The 25,745-nt window shown below is 63.0% G+C and carries 21 protein-coding genes; 16 read left to right on the top strand and 5 right to left on the bottom strand.

The genetic code is table 11. The features are described 5' to 3' along the window. Positions 1-52 precede the first annotated feature (52 nt). The 4 genes from NKH22_RS27630 to NKH22_RS27615 all read left to right on the top strand — a co-directional run bounded on the left by NKH22_RS27630 (position 53) and on the right by NKH22_RS27615 (position 3,908). Complete coding sequence (locus NKH22_RS27630; RefSeq protein WP_023693893.1) at positions 53-475, top strand: OsmC family protein; 423 nt, start codon at positions 53-55, stop codon at positions 473-475. 44 nt (positions 476-519) lie between these two features. Continuing rightward, complete coding sequence (locus NKH22_RS27625; protein ID WP_352911827.1) at positions 520-1,044, top strand: carboxymuconolactone decarboxylase family protein; 525 nt, start codon at positions 520-522, stop codon at positions 1,042-1,044. Positions 1,045-1,162: 118 nt separating this feature from the next. Then, positions 1,163-1,906, top strand: a complete 744-nt coding sequence (locus NKH22_RS27620) for a 2OG-Fe(II) oxygenase (protein ID WP_023821279.1) — start codon at positions 1,163-1,165, stop codon at positions 1,904-1,906. A 379-nt stretch (positions 1,907-2,285) separates the two neighbouring features. Further along, positions 2,286-3,908, top strand: a complete 1,623-nt coding sequence (locus tag NKH22_RS27615; protein ID WP_023821278.1) for an ABC-F family ATP-binding cassette domain-containing protein — start codon at positions 2,286-2,288, stop codon at positions 3,906-3,908. A gap of 46 nt (positions 3,909-3,954) precedes the next feature. Here the strand turns inward: NKH22_RS27615 and NKH22_RS27610 are convergent, their stop codons facing one another. The 3 genes from NKH22_RS27610 to NKH22_RS27600 form a co-directional block, all read right to left on the bottom strand. After that, positions 3,955-6,576 (bottom strand): bifunctional diguanylate cyclase/phosphodiesterase, encoded by a 2,622-nt coding sequence (locus NKH22_RS27610; protein WP_031198095.1) that lies wholly within the window; start codon positions 6,574-6,576, stop codon positions 3,955-3,957. Between the two features lie 261 nt (positions 6,577-6,837). Next, on the bottom strand, positions 6,838-7,731 hold the full coding sequence (locus NKH22_RS27605; RefSeq protein ID WP_352911824.1) for a hypothetical protein: 894 nt from the start codon (positions 7,729-7,731) through the stop codon (positions 6,838-6,840). 244 nt (positions 7,732-7,975) lie between these two features. Continuing rightward, complete coding sequence (locus tag NKH22_RS27600; RefSeq protein ID WP_352911822.1) at positions 7,976-9,622, bottom strand: acyl-CoA synthetase; 1,647 nt, start codon at positions 9,620-9,622, stop codon at positions 7,976-7,978. A gap of 202 nt (positions 9,623-9,824) precedes the next feature. Here NKH22_RS27600 and NKH22_RS27595 point away from each other — a divergent pair, with 202 nt between their 5' ends. From NKH22_RS27595 to NKH22_RS27570, 6 genes are all read left to right on the top strand, one after another. Continuing rightward, positions 9,825-10,946: a KamA family radical SAM protein gene (locus NKH22_RS27595; protein ID WP_031198093.1), complete on the top strand. Its 1,122-nt coding sequence runs from the start codon at positions 9,825-9,827 to the stop codon at positions 10,944-10,946. 147 nt (positions 10,947-11,093) lie between these two features. Further along, on the top strand, positions 11,094-14,900 hold the full coding sequence (gene metH, locus NKH22_RS27590) for a methionine synthase (RefSeq protein ID WP_023821272.1): 3,807 nt from the start codon (positions 11,094-11,096) through the stop codon (positions 14,898-14,900). 190 nt (positions 14,901-15,090) lie between these two features. Beyond that, the gene (locus tag NKH22_RS27585) at positions 15,091-15,681 is read left to right on the top strand and encodes a BA14K family protein (RefSeq protein ID WP_023821271.1); all 591 of its coding nucleotides are present in this window, start codon (positions 15,091-15,093) and stop codon (positions 15,679-15,681) included. An 87-nt stretch (positions 15,682-15,768) separates the two neighbouring features. Further along, positions 15,769-16,086 carry a DUF2934 domain-containing protein gene (locus NKH22_RS27580; protein ID WP_023693883.1) on the top strand — a complete coding sequence of 106 codons (318 nt, stop codon included), beginning with the start codon at positions 15,769-15,771 and terminating at the stop codon, positions 16,084-16,086. 262 nt (positions 16,087-16,348) lie between these two features. Continuing rightward, positions 16,349-17,356, top strand: a complete 1,008-nt coding sequence (locus NKH22_RS27575) for a hypothetical protein (RefSeq protein WP_023693882.1) — start codon at positions 16,349-16,351, stop codon at positions 17,354-17,356. Next, on the top strand, positions 17,305-18,246 hold the full coding sequence (locus tag NKH22_RS27570; RefSeq protein ID WP_196814116.1) for a class I SAM-dependent methyltransferase: 942 nt from the start codon (positions 17,305-17,307) through the stop codon (positions 18,244-18,246). The genes NKH22_RS27575 and NKH22_RS27570 overlap by 52 nt, the downstream gene beginning before the upstream one ends. 8 nt (positions 18,247-18,254) lie before the next feature. Here NKH22_RS27570 and NKH22_RS27565 read toward each other — a convergent pair whose 3' ends face one another. Then, the gene (locus NKH22_RS27565; protein WP_023807781.1) at positions 18,255-20,213 is read right to left on the bottom strand and encodes a tripartite tricarboxylate transporter permease; all 1,959 of its coding nucleotides are present in this window, start codon (positions 20,211-20,213) and stop codon (positions 18,255-18,257) included. After that, positions 20,213-21,265, bottom strand: a complete 1,053-nt coding sequence (locus NKH22_RS27560; RefSeq protein ID WP_023693880.1) for a Bug family tripartite tricarboxylate transporter substrate binding protein — start codon at positions 21,263-21,265, stop codon at positions 20,213-20,215. The genes NKH22_RS27565 and NKH22_RS27560 overlap by 1 nt, the downstream gene beginning before the upstream one ends. Positions 21,266-21,475: 210 nt before the next feature. Here NKH22_RS27560 and minC point away from each other — a divergent pair, with 210 nt between their 5' ends. The 6 genes from minC to NKH22_RS27530 all read left to right on the top strand — a co-directional run bounded on the left by minC (position 21,476) and on the right by NKH22_RS27530 (position 25,480). Continuing rightward, positions 21,476-22,306 carry a septum site-determining protein MinC gene (minC, locus tag NKH22_RS27555; protein ID WP_023693879.1) on the top strand — a complete coding sequence of 277 codons (831 nt, stop codon included), beginning with the start codon at positions 21,476-21,478 and terminating at the stop codon, positions 22,304-22,306. A gap of 49 nt (positions 22,307-22,355) precedes the next feature. Then, entirely contained in the window at positions 22,356-23,171 is an 816-nt protein-coding gene (gene minD / locus NKH22_RS27550) for a septum site-determining protein MinD (RefSeq protein ID WP_023670342.1), read from the top strand. Then, entirely contained in the window at positions 23,168-23,440 is a 273-nt protein-coding gene (gene minE, locus NKH22_RS27545; RefSeq protein ID WP_023684809.1) for a cell division topological specificity factor MinE, read from the top strand. Before minD ends, minE begins: the two co-directional genes overlap by 4 nt. Positions 23,441-23,777: 337 nt before the next feature. Next, positions 23,778-24,200: an ArsR/SmtB family transcription factor gene (locus tag NKH22_RS27540; protein ID WP_352805451.1), complete on the top strand. Its 423-nt coding sequence runs from the start codon at positions 23,778-23,780 to the stop codon at positions 24,198-24,200. Further along, entirely contained in the window at positions 24,197-24,733 is a 537-nt protein-coding gene (locus tag NKH22_RS27535) for an SRPBCC family protein (protein ID WP_023711862.1), read from the top strand. Before NKH22_RS27540 ends, NKH22_RS27535 begins: the two co-directional genes overlap by 4 nt. 165 nt (positions 24,734-24,898) lie before the next feature. Beyond that, positions 24,899-25,480, top strand: coding sequence for a dihydrofolate reductase family protein (locus NKH22_RS27530; protein ID WP_352805447.1), 582 nt, complete (start codon positions 24,899-24,901; stop codon positions 25,478-25,480). Positions 25,481-25,745: the final 265 nt, after the last annotated feature.

Raw genomic sequence — 25,745 nt, 5'->3', positions numbered from 1 at the left:
GCGCCACAGTGCCCCTGATCTTTGCCGGGCTGCCGGCTGAAAGGTTTTTGCGATGGCTGAGTTGAAGGTCAGGACCCGCGTCACCGGCGCGACGGCGACGCTGCAGCCCGGCGGCTTGCCTTCCATCACCACTCCGACCGGCGGTGCAGTCGATGTCGTCACCGGCGTCAGCGCGCCGGGCCTCAATCCGCTCGACCTGCTCTACGCCTCGCTCGCCGCCTGCATGGTGCTGAGCGCGCGCATCGCCGCCTCACGCCTCGGCGTCGCCGCCGCGCTTGGCGAAGTACGCGCCGAGGTCAGCGGCGAGAAGGCGAAGGACGAACCGTCGCGCGTCGAAAGGCTCAACATCAGGCTCGACATCTCAGGCGATCTCGACGCTGCGACCAAGCAGCGGATCGTCGAGGACGCCGAAGCGATCTGCACGGTGTCCAACACGCTGCGCGCCGCGCCGCAATTGCATACGACGCTTGGGTGAGGGCTTCGCAGAATGCCTCGCTGCCACCAACCAAGGACCGTCCCATGGCCATGATCCCGCCGATCGACTACGCCTCGGCATCGCATGACATCCGCGCCGAGCACGACAGGGAGCTTGGCCTGCGCGGACGCATGACCAACATGAAGCGCATCCTGCTGCATTCACCGGCGGCCCACCGCATCTATGCCGAATGGTTCACCCTGCGCGATCTGCTCAAGCCCGCACTCGACGACCGCGCTGTCTGGCTGTTGTCGCTGGCGATCTCCGAGAGATGCCGCGCCGAGATACCGCTTACCTTCTTCCGCCGCGCGCTGATCGACAGCGGTCTTGATCCCGAGGCGATCGAGCCCAGCGCTGAAGAAGCTTTGCTGATCGAATTCGGCAACGCAGTCGCTGCCGATACCAACGCCGTTCCCGACGATGTCTGGGCGGCACTCAAGGCTAGCTACGACGACACACTGCTGGTCAACCTCGTCGCCTTCGCCGGCATCATGGTGGCGACCTGCTTGTTCACGAATGCGGTGCGCGTTGATCTCGACCCGGAGCTGGAGGTGTATCGCAAGCGGTGAAGCGCGTTTTCCCTTCTCCCACAGGGGGCGAAGGGGAAGATCGCGCTTCACCTCCGCAGGAATCGGGTGGTTCACGCCCGCCGTTCGCCCCACTTTGATCACATCAAAGGAGGCATCGATGACCATCCATTCGATAAGCACCAAACGCGCAGCCCATTCGGCCGAAGCGCGCGTCGCAGCGCAGGACTGGAGTGCTCTGATCGGCGAACTGAACAGCCACGGCAGCACCGTCATGCCGGCGCTGCTTTCACCCGAGGAGTGCACCGAGATCGCCGGTCTCTATCCGCATGAGGACCATTTCCGCAGCCATGTGGTGATGGCCCGCCATGGCTTCGGCAAGGGCGAGTACCGCTATTTCCGCTATCCGCTGCCGGATCTGGTCGGTGGCCTGCGCACCGCGCTCTATCCGAGGCTGGCCGGCGTCGCCAACGACTGGAACGAACGCATGGGCGTGGCACAGCGCTATCCCGATGACCACGCCGCCTTCCTCCAGCTTTGCCACGAAAGCGGCCAAACGCGGCCGACGCCGCTTCTCCTCCAGTATGGCCCCGGCGACTTTAACTGCCTCCATCAGGACCTCTATGGCGACCTCGCTTTTCCGTTGCAGGTCGCAATCCTGTTGTCGCAGCCGGGCGAGGATTTCGCCGGCGGCGAATTCGTGCTGACCGAGCAGCGCCCGCGCATGCAAAGCCGTGCCGAAGTGGTGCCGCTGACCCGGGGCGATGCGGTGATCTTTGCTGTCCACAACCGCCCGGTGCAAGGCACGAAAGGCCATTACCGCGTCAACCTCAGGCACGGCGTCAGCCGCCTGCGCTCGGGACGGCGGCATACGGTGGGAATCATTTTCCACGACGCGAAGTGACAATTCGTCGGACACAGCCAAAGCACTTCACTACCGGCTGCTTATTGACATGGCGAGTTCGGCGGAACAGTCTCCGCTTGTGTAAGAGAGGGGAATTTATGAAACGATCCTATGAGAAGCCGACACTCGTCAGACGGGGCAAGCTCGCCTCGCTCGCCGCCCAGCAGGTGCCGTCAATAGAAGCGGAAGTGCCCGCACGGAACTGAGTACAGAAGCTGGTTCAAAAACAGCCCGTTGCGCAAAATCGCGCGGCGGGCTGTTTTGCATTCTGGAGGTGCGGACCGCAGCGGCTTTTGCGCGCGGCGTCAAATGGGCGCTTCCTCTGGCGCGGCCGATCGCGTAAGGGCCGGGGAAAATCCTCCAAGGTTCTTCCAGTCGCATGATCCGTCTTGAAAGCATCAGCAAGCAGAACGGCCGCCAGCTTGTCTTCATCGAGGCCTCGGCCTCGCTACAGAAGGGCGAGAAGGTCGGCCTTGTCGGGCCGAACGGCGCCGGCAAGACGACGCTGTTTCGCATGATTACCGGCCAGGAGCAGCCTGATGAGGGCCAGGTCCAGGTCGATCGCGGTGTCACCATCGGCTATTTCAGCCAGGATGTCGGCGACATGGCCGGCCACAGTGCTGTGGCCGAAGTGATGAACGGCGCCGGGCCGGTCAGCGACGTGGCGGCCGAAATGGCGGAACTCGAGGCGGCCATGGCCGATCCCGACCAGGCCGACCGGATGGATGAGATCATCGAGAAATATGGCGAGGCGCAGCACCGTTTCGAGGAACTCGACGGCTATGCGCTGGATGGCCGCGCCCGCGAAGTGCTCGACGGCCTCGGCTTTTCCCAGGAAATGATGGACGGCGATGTCGGCAAACTGTCCGGCGGCTGGAAGATGCGCGTCGCGCTGGCCCGCATCCTGTTGATGCGGCCCGACGTGATGCTGCTCGACGAGCCGTCGAACCATCTCGATCTCGAAAGCCTGATCTGGCTGGAGCAGTTCCTGAAGGGTTATGAGGGCGCGCTGCTGATGACCTCGCACGACCGCGAGTTCATGAACCGCATCGTCAACAAGGTGGTCGAGATCGACGCCGGTTCGCTCACCGCCTATTCCGGCAATTACGAATTCTACCAGCAGCAGCGGGCGATCGCCGACAAGCAGCAGCAGGCGCAGTTCGAGCGCCAGCAGGCCATGCTGGCCAAGGAGATCGCTTTTATCGAGCGCTTCAAGGCGCGGGCGTCACACGCCGCCCAGGTGCAGAGCCGGGTGAAGAAGCTCGACAAGATCGATCGCGTCGAGCCGCCCAAGCGCCGTCAGATCGTGAATTTCGATTTTCAGCCGGCGCCGCGCTGCGGCGAGGATGTCGTGACGCTGAAGAACGTCCATAAGGGCTATGGCAGCCGCTCGATCTATGAGGGGCTGGACTTCCAGGTCCGCCGCCGCGAGCGCTGGTGCATCATGGGCGTCAACGGCGCCGGCAAGTCGACGCTGCTGAAGCTGGTGGCCGGCGCGTCTGACCCGGATGCCGGCACAGTTGCTCGGGGGCCGAGTGTGAAAATGGGCTATTTCGCCCAGCACGCCATGGAGGTGCTGGAGGGCGAGCGCACCGTGTTCCAGACGCTGGAGGACGCGTTTCCGCAAGCCGGCCAGGCGCCGCTCAGGGCACTCGCCGGCTGCTTCGGCTTTTCCGGCGACGAGATCGAGAAGAAATGCCGGGTGCTGTCGGGCGGCGAAAAGGCGCGCCTGGTAATGGCGCTGATGCTGTTCGACCCGCCCAATCTGCTGGTGCTGGACGAGCCGACCAACCATTTGGACATCGCCACCAAGGAGATGCTGATCACAGCGCTGTCGCAATACGAAGGCACGATGCTGTTCGTCTCGCACGACCGCCATTTCCTGGCCGCACTCTCCAACCGCGTGCTGGAATTGACACCCGAAGGCATCCACACCTATGGCGGTGGCTACACCGAATATGTCGAGCGCACCGGGCAGGAAGCGCCGGGCCTGCGCAGCTGACGCAGTTCCTGCGTCCGCTTCTGCATCAAACAAAGCCCCGGGTCCGTCAGCTCGCCGCCAGCCATTTGCGGGACTGAGCGAACGTCTTGAAGGCTTTTGCGTCCATCGGGTAGCCGAAAAGGAAGCCTTGCAGGATATCGCAGCCAAGCTCTTTCAGAATGCGCGCGTGCTCCATCGTCTCGACACCCTCGGCGATCACTTCGATCCCGAGCGACTTGCCGATGTCGATAATGGACGACACCAGCTGCCGCTGTGCGATTGAGCTGGAGATGGGGGTGACCAGTTGGCGGTCGATCTTGAGGCGACGCGGCCGCAACTTCAACAGCGAGACGATCGAGGCATGCCCGGTGCCGAAATCGTCGATCTCGATGTCGATGCCGAGCCCCTTGATGTGTTCGATGTTCCAGCTGACCAGCTCGTCGTTTTCGTCGAGGAAAATCGACTCCACCAGTTCGAACGACACGGTCCCTTCCTTGATGGGAAGCTTGCGCAAACCCTTGATCAGATCCCTGTCTTCCAGGCGCCTGGCGGAAACGTTGACCGAGACGCGCGGGATGTTGAGGTGGCTGCGCGACCAACGCTCGAAATTATCGAGCGCCTGCTCCAGGACGGTGCGGTCGATAAGCGACACGACATTGAGTTCTTCAGCCACCTTGATGTAGGCGTCGGGAGTCAGCATGCCGCGTTGCGGATGATCCCAACGCGACAGCGCCTCGACGCCAACGATCTCCAGCGTCTTGGCGTCGAACTGCGGCTGATAGTAGACGATGAATTCGTTCCGCTCGAGCCCGCCCAGAATCTCGTCGGCGGTCTGCTTGGTCCGCACGATCTCGCTCTGCAGCTCTTCGTTGAAAAACTCGTAGCGGTTGCGGCCGCGGCCTTTCGCCCGGTACAGCGCCAGATCGGCATTGACAAGCAACTGCCTTGCATCGACGCCGCTATTGGCCGCAATGCCGATGCTGACGCCGAACCGGCACTGGTGACCCAGATAGTCGACCGGCTGGCGCATCGCATCGATAATGTGGTCGGCCAGCGCGGCGAGTTTCTTGTCGTCGCGTCCATGGCTCAGCACGACAAACTCGTCGCCGCCGATGCGCGCAACGAAATCGGCACTGCCGACGCTGGCCTTGATGACTTTCGAAGCATGCACCAGCAATGCATCGCCCGCTGCATGGCCGAGCGTGTCGTTGATCTGCTTGAACCGGTCAAGGTCGAGATGCAGCAACGCCGCGCGGCCGTCGGCTTCGCGGTTTTCGGCAAGCATCTCGTCCAGATACCGACGGTTGGGCAGACCGGTCAGCGAATCATGCATCGCGACATGCTCGATGCGGGCTTTGGCCAGGTTCAGTTCGGCATTTTTCGATTCTGAAAGGCGACGTTCACGCACGAGATTCTCGTTGAGCAGCACGTCGCCTGTCACATCCCATTCGGCGCCGATCATTTTTGGCGTGCCGTCGATGTCCCGGAAGAAACTGGCGCGGGTGCGCACATGGCGAATGGTGCCGTCCGGCCGCAGGAGCCGATACTGCGAAGAGTAGGGGCCTTGTGTTGCAACAGCCGAATCGAAATCTGCTTTAGCCCGTTCGAAGTCTTCGGGATGGATCGCCAGCGCCCAGTCGTCATAGCTACGGGTCTTGCCGCCGCCGGGTTTGCCATAGATTTCGTTGATGCGGTCGTCCCATACGAGTTCGTTGCTGACGGTATCGTGCTCCCACACGCCTATAGCAGAGGCTTCCAACGCCAACTCCAGCCGCCGGGACAGGCGCCTCAACTCGGCGTCACTTTTCTGCCGCTCACCGAAAAGACGTCCTGCCACGAGGATCGGCAGCACGACCAGCGCGCCGGCAAGCGCCATGAGCAGACGCAACAGCCACTCATTTTTCGGAGCGGTCGGCCAACCGCCCTTCGGTATGGCCGAAATTTGCCAGGAGCCTGAAGGCAATTGCACCTCTGCCGTCACCGGATTGCCGGACACGACATTGTCGCCGCCGAAGAACAGTTCCCCGCCGCCGCCGAGCGCATCCTTGCCGATAAGCGCCACATCGATATCCAGATCAGGGTCGGTCAGTCCGCTGGCAGCGTAGAGCCGATCGACATCGATCACGGCCGAGACGATACCCCAGAAACGGTCGCCGCCACCCGCCGTCGGCACGAAGACCGGGATACGGCCGATGAAGCCACGTCCGCCTTGCGCCAGTTTGACCGGCCCGGCGAGCACCAGCGCGCGCTGGTCACGGGCGCGAAGCGCGGCCATGCGTTGCGTATCGCTCTTGCGGTAGTCCAGCCCGATGGCTTTTTCATTGCCTTCCAGCGGATACATCAGCGCGATGACGAGGTCGGGGGCGCCGGCAATATCGCGCAACTGCGATTTTTGCTCGAACAAATTACGGGCGAGTGCCGCAAATCTTTGCTGGCCCATATAGGGCTCGGTAACAATTGTCGAAACGAGACCCTGAACCAGCTGGAGATTGCCGCCTATGTTGCCTTCGAGCTTGGCGCGTATGATGTTGACCTTTGCCAGGACGTCGGCGCGCGCCAGCTGATCGGAGACCTCTCTGTTCCTCTGGTCGGCAACCAGGGCGCAGACGAGAAGCACGACAAAGGCAATCGCCGCCGGCAAGTTGGCGGAAGAAAAAACGGCCCGTTTCAACCGGCCGGAATTGAGCATTGCACCTGCCAACTCGATCCGAAGACCTTTCCAGGACAGTAGTCCTTCGGTCGACCATAGTAGCTAAAGCTTAAGTTTGAGCTTCGAGACGAATCCGAGAACAAACGGTAAGCTTTTGGCTGCCAGGGTCCAGCCGAAATCTGAATGAGTGTCCGAAAGTAGGACGCCAGGTTGCAGAGTTCTGCAACCCAGCGGCGAGTCATATTCGTCGGAGATTGCAACAAGCCGCCTGATCTTGCCGCGCGGGCCCTTGCGGTAGGCTTACTTCCCAGCCATTTGATCGGCCAGCGCCTGCGCCTGGGCGAGCAGCGCCGGGAAAGCCGGGTCAGCCGGCAGGCGCTGCGCCATGCAGGCCCGGTAGTCGCTGTCGCCCTTGTCCCAGGCGGCGTTGGAGGAATCGAACGCTTTTTCGTCCTTCAGGTCCGATGCCTGGTAGGCCTCCTGGAATTTCTGCGCGGCGGCGTCCGCAGCAGCCCACACGGCGTCGCAGGCGGCGATCTTCGGAACTGCAGGGGCTGCCGGCGCTGCGATAATTCTCACGCTGTTGCCTTTGACGAGCGTAACGACGACTTCCTGCTCGTAGATCGGCCCGACGTCCTGCGTCCAGCCGCCGAGCCGTGCGAAGGCGATGTCGGCGCCCTCGGGCTTCTTCAATGGAAAGTCGAGCGTTCCCTCGAAGGCGGCGTCGCTGTTGATCGCCTGGGTGTAGAAGGCATCGAGCTTAAGCGCCTCATCGATGCCGGCGGGCAGTTTGAAACTTTCGTCGGTCTCGGCGGTTCTGGACTGGAGCCAGCGCTCCAGCAGCCCTCGCGTCGTTGCCACCAGGCTGGGGCCGTCGTCGCCCTTGGTGTATCGCAGCCCATCGAGCATGCCATAACCGATATCGGAGTCGCTGAGGCTTTCGATATTGATTGTGCCGGTTGGCGGAAAGTCCTTGACCGCCAGCGGCCCGATAATGCCGGCAAGACGCTGCTGGAGGTCGGCCAGCGCCTTCTCGTTCTCAGCGTCGATGGTCTCGATTGCCGCGTTCGCACTGTTCAGCGCCGCGATATCAGCAATCGCCTTGTCACGCGCGGCCACATAGTCGTCCTCCGGCGAGGCCGCGAAAGCCACGCTGCTCACCAGCGCAAACAGAAACGTCCAGACCCACCGCATGATATAAACCCTGCTCTACGTTCGATTCCAAGGATACATGACAACATTGGGCTGAAAAAAGACGGCGTTGGAGCTGCAGATCTCTCCCCTTGAGGGGGAGATGGCCGGCAGGCCAGAGGGGGTCGCCGCGCGTGAAGCGCTGACTCCTTTTGCAGCGCGAGACGACGTTAGCGCTTCACGCGCAACGACCCCCTCTGTCGCCTTCGGCGACATCTCCTCCTCGAGGGGGGAGATTGGCGCCTAGTCACGCCTTGCGCTTCTCCACCTCCGCCTTCCTCAGCAGGAAGCGCTGGATCTTGCCGCTCGGGGTCTTCGGCAGTTCGGTGATGAACTCGACCTCGCGCGGGTAGGCGTGCGCCGACAGCCGTTTCTTGACGTGCTGGGCAAGCTCTTCGGCGAGGTCGGGGTTGCCCTTGTAAGCCGGCACCAGCACGACGAAGGCCTTGACGATCTCTGTGCGCTGCGGATCGGGTACGCCGACCACGGCCGCCTCGTTGACCGCCGGATGCTCGATCAGCGCGCTTTCGACGTCGAACGGGCCGATGCGATAGCCGGCCGAAGTGATGACATCGTCGGCGCGGCCGATGAAGGAGACCGAACCGTCCGGCTCGTACTCCACCGTGTCGCCCGTGCGGTAGTAGCCGCCCCTGATCGCCGGCGTCTCGGCTTGGTGATAGCCGTCGAACCAGCGCAGCGGCGACTTCGCGATGTCGACGGCGAGGATGCCGGGCTGGTTGGGGCCGAGCTCGTTGCCGGCCTCGTCCAGTACCACCATGCGATATCCGGGCATGGCGAAGCCGGCCGAGCCCGCGCGAACGACATGCGAGAGCCCATGATGGTTGTTGACCATCATGCCGTTCTCGGTCTGGCCGTAATGGTCGTGAATGGGCGCGGCGAGATTTGCGTCGAACCAGCGGATGACTTCCGGGTTGAGCGGCTCGCCGGCGCTGCTCACCACGCGCAGTCTGCCTTTGACGCGGGCCGCAGCTTCCGCGCCTTCCGCCATCAGCAGGCGATAGGCGGTCGGCGAGCCGGCAAGGCTGGTGACGCCGAGCCGCTCGATGATGTCGTAAGTGCTCTTGGCGTTGAAGGCGCCTTCATGGAAGGTCGTGGCGATGCCGAGCTGCAACGGGCCGGTGATGGCGTAATAGAGGCCGTAGGCCCAGCCGGGGTCGGCGATGTTCCAGAAGATGTCGTCGGGCAGCAAGCCGATCGCGTCACGCATATAGGCGCCGAAGGCGAGCAGGGCGCGGAGCGGCACCGGCACGCCCTTGGGCAGGCCGGTCGTTCCCGACGTCGACATCATCATGAACAAGTCGTCGCCCTTGCGCATCACCGGCTGGCAGTCGGGCGAGGCGGCGGCAAGCGCGGCGCGGAAATCGATGTCGCCTGCAGGCAGCACATCGCCATTGCCAAGAATGGTGGCGATTTGCGCTGATGTCTCGACCTCGTCGAGCTTACCGCGATCGGCCGGGTTGGTCACCACGATCCTGGCGCCGCTATAGCCGAGGCGGTGCTCGATGGCTTTCGGACCGAAGGCGGTGAACAGCGGCTGGTAGACCGCGCCGATGCGCCACGTCCCGAGGATCAGCGCCACCAGTTCGGGGACGCGCGGCAGCATGCCGGCGACGACATCGCCGGCACCGACGCCGGCGGCCTTGAGCACATTGGCGGCGCGCCCCGACATGTCGGCGAGATCGTCGAAGCTGAATTCGCGAAGCTCACCGCCGGCCGAGATCGCGCGCAGCGCCAGCCGGTCTTCTCCGGTGTAGCGGCCGCAGCATTCGACATAGGCATTGATGCCTGTTCCAGGGTTGCCATACAACCGCGCGATCTCATCTTCGATGCGAAAGCGCTGAGCGGCATCCTCATAGCGCGGCATTTTGCTCATGGCGGTCCTCCCCTAGGCGGCGCCCATCTCCCCTTGGAGCGCCTTATCGGTCAGATTGCCTGAAATTGCTGCGCTGGTCGATTACGGCGATAGTCGGGGGATGCGAAGGATCGCAGCGCAGCGACAATCCGCGCGCAGCCACTGGAGTTGACCGAACCGTCCATCCGGCCGATAGCACCGCCAGAATTGCCCCGAGGCCCCAATGACCCCAGACTCAACTTTCGATGACGCGGCCACAGCCGACGAAGAACGCGATGCCGACACCGCCTGGCAAAACGACATCCGCGCGGGCGTGCGCCGCGTCCGCGATCTCGCCTCCCTGCCGCTGTCACCCGCCGAGCGCGCGGCGGCGCAGGAGGCGGTCGTACGCCACAAGGTGCGTGCCCCCAAAACCTATCTCGACCTGATCGACTGGAACGATCCCGCCGACCCGATCCGCGCGCAAATCATTCCATCGCCGGATGAGCTGACGGAAACGGAAGGCGAGCTCGACGATCCGATCGCCGACCATGCCTTCGGTCCGGTGCCGCGACTGACGCATCGCCACGCCGACCGCGTGCTGTTGTTTGCGACCTACCAATGCGCGGTCTATTGCCGCTTCTGCTTCCGCAAGGAGTCTCTGACCTCGATCGGCCGCGGCTATACGCGCGAGGCGCTCGAAGACGCCTTTGCCTATATCGAAGCCCATACCGAAATCCGCGAAGTGATCCTGACCGGCGGCGATCCGCTTTCGCTGCCCGACAAGGCGCTGGCTGAAATCCGCGCCCGCATCGAGGCGATCGCGCATGTCAGGCTGCTGCGTATCCACACGCGCGTGCCTGTCGTGCTGCCGGCGCGCATCACGTCGGGGCTGGTTCGCGCCTTGCAGGGCCGGCTGATGGTCACAATCGTCACCCATTTCAACCATGCGCGGGAGATCACGCCGGCCACCGAATTGGCCTGTCGCGTCATGCGCCAGGCAGGCTTCGTGCTGCTCAACCAGACCGTCCTGCTCAAGGGCGTCAACGATACGGTCGAGGTGCTGGAGGAACTCTGCCGCGAACTGATGTACCGGCTCGGCGTCAAACCCTATTACCTGCACCATGGCGACCTCGCGCGCGGCATGGCGCACAGGCGCACCACGATTGCGCAGGGACAGGCGCTGGCCGGCGCGCTGCGCGCCCGCCTGTCGGGCATCTGCAATCCGATCTATGTGCTGGACCTGCCGGAAGGCGGCGGCAAGGTGCCGCTCGGGCCATGCCATGTCGAGGGACGGGAAGGGCAGGACTGGCGCATCCGCGGCCAGGATGGCGAGGTGAGGGTATATCGGGAGGTGGTGGTGTAGGCACGGCGCAGCGGCGCCAATGACCGCCCCACATTGTCGATCAGAACGACCGATCGCACCAAACTATCGCCACGACGCGTTCGCCTGCATTCCGTATGTTGACATAAAGATATCCTTATGTGATGGTTGTCGCCTCAAGGATAAAAAATGTCGCAGAATTCTGCATCGCTGGACGCATTGTTCGGCCCCGTCGCGGCCAGACCCGATGGGTCCGAAGTGCTTGCGGCGCTGACGGCAGCGGCACGCGAGCGCATCCTCATCCTCGACGGCGCCATGGGCACGCAGATCCAGGGTCTCGGTTTCGACGAGGAGCATTTCCGTGGCGAGGCTTTTGCCGGCTGCGCCTGCCACCAGCAGGGCAACAACGACCTCTTGATCCTGACGCAGCCGAAGGCGATCGAGGAGATACATTATCAATACGCCATCGCCGGCGCTGATATCCTCGAGACCAACACCTTCTCCTCGACCTCGATCGCCCAGGCCGATTACGGCATGGAGGATGCCGTCTACGCGCTGAACCGCGACGGCGCGCGGCTGGTGCGGCGCGCCGCCATTCGCGCCGAGCAGGAAGACGGCAAGCGGCGCTTCGTCGCCGGCGCGCTCGGGCCAACCAACCGCACCGCCTCGATGTCGCCCGACGTCAACAATCCCGGCTATCGCGCCGTGACCTTCGATGAATTGCGCCTGGCCTATAGCGAGCAGCTGCGCGGCCTGATCGCCGGCGGCGCTGATATCATTCTCATTGAAACCATCTTCGACACGCTGAACGCCAAGGCGGCAATCTTCGCCTGCAACGAGATCTTCGAGAAAGAGGTGCACCTGCCGGTGATGATTTCCGGCACCATCACCGATCTCTCCGGCCGCACCCTGTCGGGCCAGACGCCGACCGCCTTCTGGCATTCGGTGCGCCATGCGAGCCCCTTCACCATCGGCCTCAACTGCGCGCTCGGCGCCAATGCGATGCGCGCGCATCTGGCCGAAATTTCAGGCGCCGCCGACACCTTCGTCTGCGCCTATCCGAATGCCGGCCTGCCCAATGAATTCGGCCGCTATGACGAGAGCCCGGACTTCATGGCCGCGCAGATCGAGGATTTTGCGCGGGAAGGGCTCGTCAACGTCGTCGGCGGCTGCTGTGGCTCGACGCCGGACCACATCCGCGCCATCGCCGAGGCTGTCAAGAAATATCCGCCACGCGCCATCCCCGAGATCGAGCGCAAGATGCGCCTGTCCGGGCTGGAGCCGTTCACGCTGACTGATGAGATTCCCTTCGTCAATGTCGGCGAACGCACCAACGTCACCGGCTCGGCCAGGTTCCGAAAGCTGATCACGGCGGGCGACTATGTTCCGGCGCTCGACGTGGCGCGCGACCAGGTCGCCAATGGCGCACAGATCATCGACATCAACATGGATGAAGGCCTGATCGATTCGAAAAAGGCGATGGTCGAGTTCCTCAATTTGATCGCCGCCGAACCCGACATCGCCCGTGTTCCGGTGATGGTCGACTCCTCGAAATGGGAGATCATCGAGGCCGGGCTGAAATGCGTGCAGGGCAAGCCACTGGTCAACTCCATCTCGATGAAGGAAGGCGAGGAAGCCTTTCTGCATCATGCGAAGCTGGTGCGCGCCTACGGCGCGGCGGTGGTCGTCATGGCCTTCGACGAGGCCGGCCAGGCCGACACCAAGGCGCGCAAAGTCGAGATCTGCACCCGCGCCTACAAGCTGCTCACCGAACAGGCGGGTTTCCCGCCCGAAGACATCGTCTTCGACCCCAATGTCTTCGCGGTCGCCACCGGCATAGAGGAGCACGACAATTACGGCGTCGACTTCATCGAGGCCGCCGGCGAGATCACCGCCACGCTGCCGCATGTGCATATCTCGGGCGGCGTCTCGAACCTGTCCTTCTCCTTCCGCGGCAACGAGCCGGTGCGCGAGGCGATGCACGCGGTGTTCCTCTACCATGCCATCCAGCGCGGCATGGATATGGGCATCGTCAATGCCGGCCAGCTTGCCGTCTACGACACGATCGAACCGGGACTGCGCGAGGCTTGCGAGGATGTCGTGCTCAACCGGGTGCCCAGGGCCGGCGGCACCGCCACCGAACGCATGCTGGAGATCGCCGAGCGCTTCAAGGGCACCGCCGGCAAGGAAGCCAGGGAGCGCGATCTCGCCTGGCGCGACTGGAGGGTCGAGCGGCGGATTTCGCATGCGCTGGTCAACGGCATCACCGAATTCATCGACGCCGACACCGAAGAGGCGCGGCTTGCGGCCGAGCGGCCTCTGCATGTCATCGAAGGCCCGCTGATGGCCGGCATGAATGTCGTCGGCGATCTGTTCGGCGCTGGAAAGATGTTTCTGCCGCAAGTGGTGAAGTCGGCGCGCGTGATGAAGCAGGCGGTGGCCGGATTGCTGCCGCACATGGAGGCGGAAAAACTGGCGAATGCCGCCAATGGGATCGACAATGGCGAGCGCCAGACGGCCGGCAAAATCCTGATGGCGACGGTGAAGGGCGATGTCCACGACATCGGCAAAAACATCGTCGGCGTCGTTCTGGCCTGCAACAATTACGAGATCATCGATCTCGGCGTCATGGTGCCGGCGGCGAAGATCCTGCAGACGGCGCGTGAGCAAAATGTCGACATCATCGGCCTGTCCGGCCTGATCACCCCGTCGCTGGACGAGATGGTGCACATGGCCGCCGAGATGGAGCGTGAAGGCTTCGACATTCCGCTGCTGATCGGCGGCGCGACAACCAGCCGCGTGCACACGGCGGTGAAGATCCATCCCCGCTACTCCAGGGGACAGACGGTCTATGTCAATGACGCCAGCCGGGCGGTCGGCGTCGTCTCGTCCTTGCTGTCGAACGAGACCAAGGGCGGCTACGTCGACACAGTGCGGGCCGAGTACAAAAAGGTCGCCGACGCGCATGCCCGCTCCGAGGCCGACAAGCAGCGGCTGCCGCTGGCCAAGGCCAGGGCCAATGCGCACAAGGTCGACTGGTCGACCTATGAGCCGCCGAAGCCGTCCTTCACCGGCGTCAAGGTTTTCGGCAACTGGGACCTGACGGAGCTCGCGCGCTACATCGACTGGACGCCGTTCTTCCAGACCTGGGAGCTAAAGGGGCGTTACCCCAAGATCCTCGACGACGAGAAGCAGGGACCGGCGGCGCGCCAGCTGTTCGAGGATGCGCAGGCGATGCTGAAAAAGATCATCGCGGAAAAATGGTTCGCGCCGCGCGCCGTCATCGGCTTCTGGCCGGCGAACGCCGTCGGCGACGACATCAGGCTGTTCACGGATGAGGCACGCTCGCAGGAACTGGCAAGCTTCTTCACGCTGCGCCAGCAACTGACCAGGCGCGACGGCAAGGCCAATGTCGCGCTGTCGGATTTCGTCGCGCCGGCCGACAGCGGCAAGCCGGACTATATCGGCGGCTTCATCGTCACCGCGGGGATCGAGGAGGTGGCGATATCAGAGCGCTTCGAGCGCGCCAATGACGATTATTCCTCGATCATGGTCAAGGCGCTGGCCGATCGTTTCGCCGAAGCTTTTGCCGAGCGCATGCACGAGAAGGTGCGCAAGGAATTCTGGGGCTATGCATCAGACGAGAAGCTGGCGCCCGACGAACTGATCGGCGAGCCTTATCGCGGCATCCGCCCGGCGCCCGGCTATCCCGCGCAGCCCGATCATACCGAGAAGGCGACCTTGTTCCGGCTGCTCGACGGCGAGCGCAATGCCGGCGTCAGCCTGACGGACAGCTATGCGATGTGGCCGGGCTCGTCGGTCTCCGGCATCTATCTCGCCCATCCCGAAAGCTATTATTTCGGCGTCGCCAAGGTCGAACGCGACCAGGTCGAGGACTATGCCCGCCGCAAAGCCATGCCGCTGGCCGATGTCGAGCGCTGGCTCGGCCCGATCCTCAACTATGTCCCTCAGCACTATGCCGAGGCGGCGGAATAGCGGCTGCGACGTGGCCCAATGGCTGCTCGACCGCTCCCTTGATTTTTCACCGTCGAAAAAAATCGCGCCGCACCCGGTTCTCGGCGAGCTGCCGGTCGTCGGTCGGTCAGACTTAGGTCCCTCGCGCCTGCTTTTCTGGAACAAGCCGTGATGTCCCGCATTTTATTGGCAGGGACACAAGGAGTGTCGAGTGAAAGCGATTTTGGGACTGGTCGGCGGCTTCGTGCTGACCCTTGCGGTGTTCGGCAGCGGGCTGGTTTTCGCAGCCTGGCTGCTTGCCGCCAAGCCAGCGCGGGAGGCAAGGCCCACCGTCAGCGTGGCGGAACTGTGGACCCGGAAAGCGCGGCCGGTGAACAAGACGGCGCAGGACTTCGAACGTGTGCCGCCCGGGCAGTCCGCGCCTGCCGACATCGCCGCCAGGGAGCCAGCCCAGGACCCGGCCAGGCAGCAGCCCGATCCCACAGTCACCGGCGCCATCGCGCGGACCGAACTGCCGCCGCCGCATCTCGCCTGGTGCGCCAGCCGCTACCGCTCCTACGATCCCGACGACAACAGCTACATGTCCTATAGCGGACAGCAGCGCACCTGCGTCTCGCCCTATCTCGCCGCCGACCGCGTCGCGCCGCGAGAGGCAAGCTATGTCGAGGGCGCGGGCGCCTACGCGGCTGCCGGCGGCGAACCGGACCATGTCGCCTCCTGCTTCAGCCGCTATCGCTCGTACCGTCCGGAAGACAACAGCTACCAGCCATACTCCGGCGGGCCGAGACGGCAATGCGAGTAGCCAGCGCGAAGGGCGCCGCGAACGATTGCGACCGCGCGATTTCTGGGATCGTTCGGATCGTCCTCGAAGCCCAGGGGAGGAACCACCATGGAAGACGACCGGCATCACAAGATACAGCAGCGCGCCTATCAGATCTGGGAGCGCGAAGGCACTGGCGACCCCGAGCACCACTGGCACCGGGCCGAGGCCGAGATCGACCGCGAGGCGGCGCTGCCGCTGACCGCCGACGACGCCCTGCCGCGCGAGATCGCCAGCACCGACGTCCTGACCGTCGAGGAACTCGCCGTGCGCACCGGCATATCGGGCGACGAGGCGCAGGAGCTGATCGACAGACTGGACACGGACAGGGCGGCGGTTGAGCAGGCGGCGAGGGGGATTGAGGGAAAGAGGCGGGCAACGTCCTGATCGGAGGGCTAGGACGATCTTTCAGAGTGTCTTGTTGACACTTATCACTTGGCAGTCGCGACAGAGGCCGTCATTTCCGACAGCTTTGCGCCCAAATTGATCCGTGCTGGCCATAGCAACATCCGTAAGCGGACGGTGCCGACGCCGGCGAAGCAGCCCAGATGCCGCGATACGAAGTGCCAACCACTTCGCGGCACCAGCGTGCCTGTAGACACTCTCGCCACTTTCTCTATACGACGTCGAGACGGGGTGGCGAGCAACGATGATCACAGTGTTGGTGCACGAGTTGAATCAGACGCCGATGCGGCGGCTGATTTCGTCGGCAGGGCACTTGTTGCCGCTTTTGCGCATGGAAACCTATCAGTCAGTCTTCCGCCGGCTAAACTTTCCCGCGGGTACCTTGGTTTTTACTGATTTTGAGTATCTGAATGGCATGGAAATGATGGCGGCGGCGGATATTGCCGAAGCCGCAAAGCGCGCCGACCCTGATGCTCGAATTCTAAACCATCCCGCGACTGTCCTGGAGCGGTTCGCCCTGCTCCGCCGGCTTCGTATTAGAGGAAGCAACCCGGTCGAAGTATCGCGTCTGGAGCAGGATGAGCGACCAACCCGTTACCCTGTTTTTATCCGGATGGAAGATGGCTTTTGGGGGCCGGAAACCAAGCTTCTGGAAAACCCACGCCAACTTGAAGAGGCGATCGCCGTGCTCCAGGGCAACGCCAAGCCGATGAAGCGGCGCATCGCCGTCTCCTTCGAAGCCGATCGCGATTCGAACGGCTACTATCGAAAGTATGGCGCATTCCGCATTGGGGACGCGATTGTGTCTCAGCACATACTTAGGTCCGTCGACTGGAACGTTAAGTCATCGGCAAGCAGCACCGACCCGGATTTCGTGCGCGAGGAACTCGCCTTCGTAAAGGACAATCCGCACGCTGAGGACCTGCTTCGCGCCTGCAATACGGGCCATATCCAGTTCGGCCGCGTGGACTACACGTTGCGAGACGGCGCATTGGTGATATTCGAGGTCAACCCCAATCCGACTTTTCCGAAGTTCAAAGGTGGCGCAGCCGCCCGTGAGGAACGACGTGGCCACATTATCGCGGCGTTGAAAGTTGCATTCGAGGCAATCGACAGTTCCGGCACCGGGAGAATCGACTTCCTGCCTTCAGCCGGATCTTACCAATTCATTCAGTCGGGCCGCTGGATATGGCCGGTGAGATGGCTTTGGAGAACAAGAATGGCCCGGCGAAGGAAGATGCAATCGCAATGAACGGCCCGCGAGAAAGCCCACCGGCAGGACAACGGCTCTCGATTTACACCGACGAACCACTCACGCAACTTGCCCGTTTTTCGTTTGATTGGGCTGAGGTGCTGTGTGACCCGAGCCATGGGTGTATGCCCTACCATCGCACGTGGAGCATGATCCGCCTGCTGGAATCGAAAGGTGCCAAGCCGGCCGGCGGGGGGTTCTTTGGGCGTGAATTGGCTGCCGTGGCCCAGGAGGGACGCTGTCGCATTCTCCTGTCGGGCGCGGCCGACACCGGCCTGGCGGCAATGGTTCTGGGCCAAACGAGGCCGGTCGGCATCGAGCCCGAATTTGTGCTGATCGATCGCTGTGAAACGACGGTCGAACAGAACAGGCTGTTTGCCCGCTCCGCCGGTTTTGCGCTCGAGACCCACCGCGCCGACATTCGCGGTTGCGACTGTGCGCCGGTGCAGGCAGTTGTCGCGCATAGCGTTCTTAATTTCTTCGACCGCAGCGCACGCCAGCAGGTGGTCGACAGTTGGGCGCGTAGTCTCAAGCCTGGCGGACGCCTGCTTCTCTCCCAGAGGTTGCTATCGGAAAAAGACCAGCCGAGGGGGCCTCGCGGCAGCGCTGAAATCGGCCGAAGGCTTTCGACCATCGAGAAGGCCGCCGTCGCGGCGCATTTTCCTGCCGCTGCCGTGGCGGAGCTGAAGACGGCCGTCGAAGCGCTCTGGGGTGAACCGCTGCATGAAGATCGCACTACATATTCAGACCTTGCGGATATGCTGAAGCAATCCAACCTGACGATTGTCGGCTCGGAGCAGCATCATACCGGGAAAAGCGTTTCCCCGCTTGCCGCTGCCGACAGCGTCCAGACAATTCCAAGATACGAAATCGTCGCCGTCAGGATGTAGCCCGACCACTAGAATAAGTGCGACATCGCAGAAGCGGGAAGGTCGATAGCGGCTATCCGATCGAGATAAAACCAGGTCGCCACTGCGACCGCAACCGAGGTGCAAGATGCCAGTGTCGCCAACTTCAAGGTCAGCTTCTGACCGGCTGAAATCCATACCAGGGTAAACAGGGACAGCGCCGGCGGGAGGCCCGCCAGCCAGACAGCGACCGGCAACAGGAGCATCATCATCAACGGCACACGATGGCTTTCCGGGATCGTATGGGTCCGTTCGCCTCCCTGTTTCTCGTGGCCAACAAGCGAGATCGTTTGCACAAGGGCGACCGCGAGCATCGCAAACAGACAACACCAGGCCACGGCCTGCGCGAAGATCGAATAGCCTGGCTGCCCTTGGAGCGATATCGCTGCCATCACAGCGCATCCACCGGTCAACAGCCATGCGACTGCGGCATCGGCACGCTTTGGCTTGACACGTCGCGGCGGCAAAACACCACCGCGCACGATCCATGCGAGGGAAAGCGCGATTATGACCATGATCGTCAACGACGCCGGCCGTTGTAGAGGGTTCAGCCTGCCGACACGGGCCAACTCCACACTGAGCGCCAGGTTTCGCTCGATGAAGCCGCCCAGGACGAATGATATGACAAAAGGAATTTGCGGCCAGGCGAGGCGCTTCAGCATGTAGCCGGCCAGCCCGAAAGCGACGGCTACGTACAGATCGATCAGCAGCCCGTTTAGCTGCACGATCGTCACGAAGCTGACGACAATGATCGGGAGCGCGATGCGGTCGATCCTGAGAGCAGTCAGGCGCGCAAAATATGGTGTCAACACCAATCCCACTGCGGACGTCAGCAGGTTCGACAGCAGCAGCGCGGTAATCAACGTGAACGTCAGGGGCAAGCCGGTCGTCAGCATCGGTATGCCCGGAACGATGCCGTGTACCGTCAGGACTGTCAGCAGGATCAAGCCGCCCTCGCTGCCGGGAAGGCCGAAGGCAACGGTCGGCAGAAGCGAGCCTCCGTCCTTCGAATCGACGGCCGCTTCCGGCGCAATGATGCCCCTGATATCACCAGATCCGAACCTTGAGCGCTGGTCCTTGGGGGTTGTCTGGATCGCCTGCCCGTAGGCAACGAAGCTGGCGACCGTTCCTCCAACACCTGGAATGATGCCGACCAACACGCCGATGGCCGACGATCGCATTGTTAGTCCCCAATGACGAAAGACAGCAAGCATACCGGTCCAGATCGAGTCGTTCGCGTTTTCCAGGCCAGCCGCTTTTTCAAGCTGCAATCTTTTTCGCCACGAGATGATTTCAGAAACGGTGAAAAAGCCAAGCAGCAGCGCGACCATGTCGACGCCGTCGAAGAGAGCGATGCTCCCAAACGTCCAGCGTGGTTGGCCATAGGTCGGATCAGTTCCGACAAGACCGACCAAAAGCCCCAGCAGCGCCATCGCCAGCGCTTTCAGACGGGACGCGCTTGGAACCGCAATGATCGTCGACAGGCCCCACACGCCGAGCAGCACGTATTCAAACGGTCCGAATTGCAGGATGAACGGCCGAATGATCGGCATGAGCGCTATGAGGACGAGGACGCCAAAAACCGATCCGACGGCCGAGGCCGTTGCCGCGGCGGCTATCGCGGTGCGAGGCAGGCCGGCCCTGGACATCGGATGGCCGTCGAGCAGGGTTGCCGCGCTTGGCGCGTTGCCAGGTATGTTGAAGAGGATAGCCGTTATAGATCCCATGAAGGTCGCGCCGCCGGTCAGGGCGCCAAACAGCAACAACACCGATACCGGATCCCAATGCACGGTTGCGACCAGCAGAAGGGTTGCAAGGCTGGCGCCGCCAATCCCTGGAAGAAAGGACGTAGCCATGGCAACCAAGGTGCCAAGCACCGGGATCAGTATGTTCGGCCAGGAGAATACATTGCCCAGTCCAGTGCCGAGGGCAGCCCAATATCCGGTCATCAGCGCGTTGCTCGCGCATCCCGCTCGAGTTCCGGGTGTTTTTTCAGATACGCTTCCGCCTCATGGAAGGCACTGAGCATATCGTTGATCACGATGACGGTCTCGTCGGCGTCGCGCGGCTCGATTGGACGTTTCTGAGCTTCAAGCGCCACCTTGAACCCATCGCTCTTGACCGCGGCGGAGACGGCGTCACGAAGACAACCTAGCGATTTCTGCTCCATGTCGGCAGGGGCAAAAAATCCCCGCGCTGTCGCCGAAGCTTTCGCGACGGCGATGGCCAACCGCAATCGTTCTTCCTGCTTCTCCTTGGAAAGGCCTTGGCTGCGCTGCCACACCAACCCTCCTTCACCCGCCAGGAAAGCCACGCCTGGCGCGTTCGGGTCAGGTCCCTCCGTGAGAACCAGACCGACTTTGGCTTCGCCTGCGGCGGTCGAGCGCAAGCCTGTCGTCAATGAATTGGATGTCATATCGCCTTCGCCACGCAGGAGCGCGGACATGAGTGCGCCGCTGCCTTCATAGCCCGAGACCACGTCGACCTTGATATCGAGGAGGTGCGCGGTGAGCACTATCGGCAGGATGCCGGCTTCAAGCGATGAAACCGACGCGACCAGATGTTTGGCGCTTTGCAAATCGACATCGTTCCGAACGATCCACGCTTCGGGATCGATGTGAATCAGTCCTATCGGATTTAGCCGATTCATCCAGTTGTCGACGCCAGCCGGAATGTCACCTTGCGAAATTATGTCGGAGACGCTTTCAATCATAAGGACCAGTTCGTCGGATGGCGCATTGGTTACACGCTTTAGCGCCGCAAATCCGCCTGCCGCGGGCATATTCACGACCCTGACATCGAGCTCGGTCGTGCTGGCAAGGGCCGGCGCAAATGCACGGGCATAGGTATCATAGCCGCCGCCGGCAGCGTTGGGGACAACGAGGGTGATTCGCCGGCCGGCGTAGGTGGTTGCGCAAGCGATCTCGCCGCCGCTTGCCGCGGACGGCAGGTAGATTGCCGCGGCGGTGATTGCCGCCAACGCCACACGAAAGAACTTCATCTCGCCAAGCCCCAGATTTCACCCAGTGGTGATACTTTAGATAGCCCTTGCAACGCCAGCGTTGTTCCTTAGCAATCGCGCTTAGTTTCGTGAATGTCGCGGTCTGTGTCGCCAATTGGCGTCCGATCTGCCATGCGGTTATTCAGTTCATTAACCTTTCATTAACCATACCACGGCTAGCGTTTACCTCTCAGTAAGGAATCGCCCGCTGTGACCTTTGCCGCTCCCCTCGAGGCCAAATCCATTCGCTTTCGCGCCCGCTCCTTCGTCGCATTCACGCTGACGCCGGAGGCGCCTTTGGACGTTTGGCTGGAGAGCCTCGATCGCTGGGTCGGCAATTCGCCGGGCTATTTTGCCGGGCGCCCGGTGGTGCTCGACCTGAACGTGCTGAAGCCCGATGTCGTGGCCATCGAAGCGCTGGTCGATCTGCTCGGCCAGCGCGGAATCCGCATCTATGCCATGGAACTCGATGGTGGCGCCGAGCTTGGCACGCATCTGCCGCCGGTGCTGGTCGGCGCCAAGGAGGCGACCACCGACGGGCTGCTGCAGCCGAGCCGCAAGGCGGGCAGGGCGGAGGAGGACACTGCGGTAAGCGACATGAAGGCGGCCGGTGACATCAAGGCAGAGGCCGGCGATTTGAAGGCGGGCGATTTGAAATCGGCGAGCGATGCCAAGGCACAGCCGAAAGACGCCAAAATTGCCGCACCCGACGCTGGCACGCTGATGATCCGCTCGCCGATCCGTTCAGGGCAGCTGATCTTCCACCCGCATGGCGATGTCATCGTGCTGGGCTCCGTCGCGTCCGGCTCCGAGATCGTCGCCACCGGCTCGATCCACGTCTATGGCACGCTGCGCGGCCGCGCGTCGGCAGGGGCGCAGGGCAATACCGCCGCGCGTGTCTTCTGCCGCAGGAACGAGGCCGAGCTTCTCTCGGTCGATGGCTGGTATTGCACGGCCGAGGAGATGGACCCGTCAGTCCGGGGCAAGCCTGTGCAGGCATTTCTCGACAACGGCATGCTGCGCATCGCCCCTTTCAGCTAATGCGTCTCGCCCGACAACGACATAACGAACAACAACGGAGGCTTTATTGATGGGCAAGGTAGTGGTGGTCACCTCGGGCAAGGGGGGCGTCGGCAAGACGACCTCTACCGCGGCTCTGGGGGCGGCGGTCGCCAAGACCGGCAAGAAGGTGGCGCTGGTCGATTTCGATGTCGGCCTGCGCAACCTCGATTTGATCATGGGCGCCGAACGGCGCGTGGTGTTCGACCTCGTCAACGTCATCCAGGGCTCGGCAAAGCTGTCGCAGGCGCTGATCCGCGACAAGCGGGTCGAGACTTTGTTCCTGCTGCCGGCCTCGCAGACGCGCGACAAGGATGCGCTGACCGAGGAGGGCGTGGCCGAGGTCATCGGCAAGCTGCGCTCGGTGTTCGACTATGTCTTCTGCGACAGCCCGGCCGGCATCGAGCGCGGCGCGCAGCTCGCCATGCGCTTTGCCGACGAGGCGGTCATCGTCACCAATCCGGAAGTGTCGTCGGTGCGCGATTCCGACCGCATCATCGGCCTGCTCGATTCCCGCACCTTGCGGGCCGAGGAGGGCGAGCAGATCGCCAAGCATGTGCTGGTCACGCGCTACGACGCGGGACGCGCCGCGCGGGGCGAAATGCTGTCGATCGACGACGTGCTGGAGATCCTGTCGGTGCCGCTGCTCGGCATCATTCCCGAGAGCCAGGATGTGCTGCGCGCCTCCAACCTCGGTTCGCCGGTGACGCTGTCGGAGCCGCTGAATGCCGCTGCCAAGGCTTACATCGACGCGGCCAAGCGGCTCGAGGGCGAACAGCTGCCGGTCATCGTGCCCTTCGAGCGCAAGGGCTTCCTGGATCGTCTTTTGGGAAGGAGGGCGGCATGAACCTGCTCGACATCTTCAAGCGGCGCACCAGCGCGCCGGTGGCGCGCGAACGGCTGCAAGTGCTGCTTGCCTATGAGCGCCGCAACCGCAGCCAGCCCGATCTCGTCTCCATCCTGCGCGAAGAGATCATGGCGGTGATCGCCAAGCATGTGCAGATCGACCAGGATTATCTGCAAGTTTCGATGGACCGCGGCGAGACCATGTCGACGCTGGAGATCGACATCCAGATCCCCAACAAGAGCGCAGTGCCGCTGGCCATGGCCGGGTGAGATTGAAGCTGCTGATCTCCCCCCTTGTGGGGGAGATGGCCGGCAGGCCAGAGGGGGGCGCTGTCCCGCTGGCCTGTCAATTACATGTAGCAACGGCTTTGCCGAAGATCTGGATTCGCTGAGACGTAGCGATCCTTCGCGCCCCCCTCTGTCCTGCCGGACATCTCCCCCACGAGGGGGGAGATTGCGCTCCTCGCGCTCGCCTGCGCCAAGCACCCCCACCCGGACCTACGGTCCGACCTCCCCACAAGGGGGAGGTAGGGGGCCAGCGCCTCTCCCCAAAAAACATTCAACCAACTAGTTGACTATCTAAAATCTCGCCTCTATATTCAACTACATGGTTGAATTAGAGACGCCCCAGATGGACCAGGTTTTTCACGCCCTTGGCGACGCCACGCGCCGGAACATGCTTAACCACCTCGCCGGCGGCGAGCGTACGGTGAGCGAGTTGGCGCAGCCCTTTGCCATGTCGCTGGCCGCCGCCTCCAAGCACATCAAGGCGCTGGAGCATGCCGGGCTGATCCGGCGCGAAGTGCGCGGGCGCACCCATGTCTGCCGCCTCGAGGCCCGCCCGCTGGCCACCGCCTATCAGTGGCTCGGCCAATACGCGCGTTTCTGGAACAGCCGCCTCGATGTCCTCGAACAGCTTTTGCGCGAGGAGGCGGGGCGCAAAACGTCGACGACGCCGGCACCGGCAAATCCAGAACCATCGAAGCCGGAATCACCCAGGCCAACACCTTCCAAGGGAGACGACCGATGAACCAGATGAACAGCTTCGACGGCTACGCCCAGCTGATCCAGCCGGCCACTTTGAGGATCGAACGGCTTTTGCCCGGAACCAGGGAGCGCGTCTGGGAATATCTGACGCAGAGCGACCTGCGCCGCCAATGGCTGGCGGCCGGCGACATGGAGATGGAGGAAGGCTCTTCCTTCGAGCTGGTCTGGCGCAATGACGAACTGACCGACCCGCCCGGCGACAGGCCGGCCAGCTTCAGTGGCGGCGAGCAGCGGATGCACAACCAGATCGTCGAGTGCGATCCGCCGCGCAAGCTCACCATCACCTGGAACGGCAGCGGCAATGTCACCTTCGAATTGGCGCAGCGCGGCGACGACGTTCTGCTCACCCTGGTCCACCGCCGCCTGCCGGACCGCTCGAGCCTGATGATGCATGCCGCAGGCTGGCACGTGCATCTCGACCTCCTGGTTGCCCGCGTGGCGGCCGAGAAACCCGAACCGTTCTGGGACAGCTTTAGCCGTCTCGTGGCGGACTACGACCGGCGCCTGCCGGCCTGACCTGACCTGACGCATCGCCCGGTCCAACCGGGCACCATCGATCCCTTGCGCCGGATGCCGGCGCAAGGGCCGGCGAAACACGCGCCTTCGCCAGACACCGCGGCGCGTCATCGGAAGTGAAACCAGGCAACGTGCTTGCATCCCGCAAGCCCGAAGGAGGAAGTCATGCGTAAATTGATCACCGGAATGAAGATCTCCATCGACGGCAAGATCGAAGGCCCCGAAGGCTTCGCCGACTGGGTCGACAACTGGTCGGAGGAATACGGCCTGATGCCTGAGATCGACGCCTGCCTGCTCGGCGGCGTCATGTATGCCGGTTATGAGCGCTACTGGAGCGCGATCCAACAGAACGAGCCGGACCAGCCATTGCCGATGACCGGCAGACTGGTCGACCCGGCCGAACTCGAATGGGCGCGCTTTGCCGCGAAAACCCCGCACTATGTGCTGTCGAACACCATGACGACGTCAGCCTGGGCCTCGACGCGCTTCCTGCGCCGCCTCGACGACGTCGCAGCGCTGAAGCGCGAGCCCGGCAAGAACATCTACCTCATGGGCGGCGCCCGCATCACCGCCAGCCTGATCGAAGCCGGCCTGGTCGATGAAATGCGGCTGATCGTCTATCCGCTGCTCGCCGGCGACGGCAAGGCGCTGTTCGGCATGGTGCACGCCCGGCACGGACTGGAACTGCGCAAGGCCGAGGCGCTTTCGGATGGACGTGTGAGCCTGGTGTATGGGCTGGCGAGCTAGCTTCTTTTCCTCTCCCCCGAGGAAGGGCGCAAGCTTATGCGAGCTGGCATTTTCCTCTCCCTCCGGAAGGGGGAGAGGTGGCGCCGCGAAGCGGCGACGGAATGGGGGAAGGCGCTCATGAACCCACGGTCGCCGCAAAACAGGAGCGACGGAAGCGAGCGCGAAACGCCGGCAAGCAGGCAATCAGGCGGATGTGATGGACGGTGGGGGGGGCCACCCGGGCGACGAAGGGGGCCCCCAGCCACCCCCCACGCCGCGGTGGGGG

The organism is Mesorhizobium sp. M1252 (genome assembly GCF_040318265.1).
Lineage (GTDB): Bacteria > Pseudomonadota > Alphaproteobacteria > Rhizobiales > Rhizobiaceae > Mesorhizobium.
Note: the sequence above shows the minus strand (reverse complement) of the source record. Positions and strands in the feature narration are given on the sequence as shown.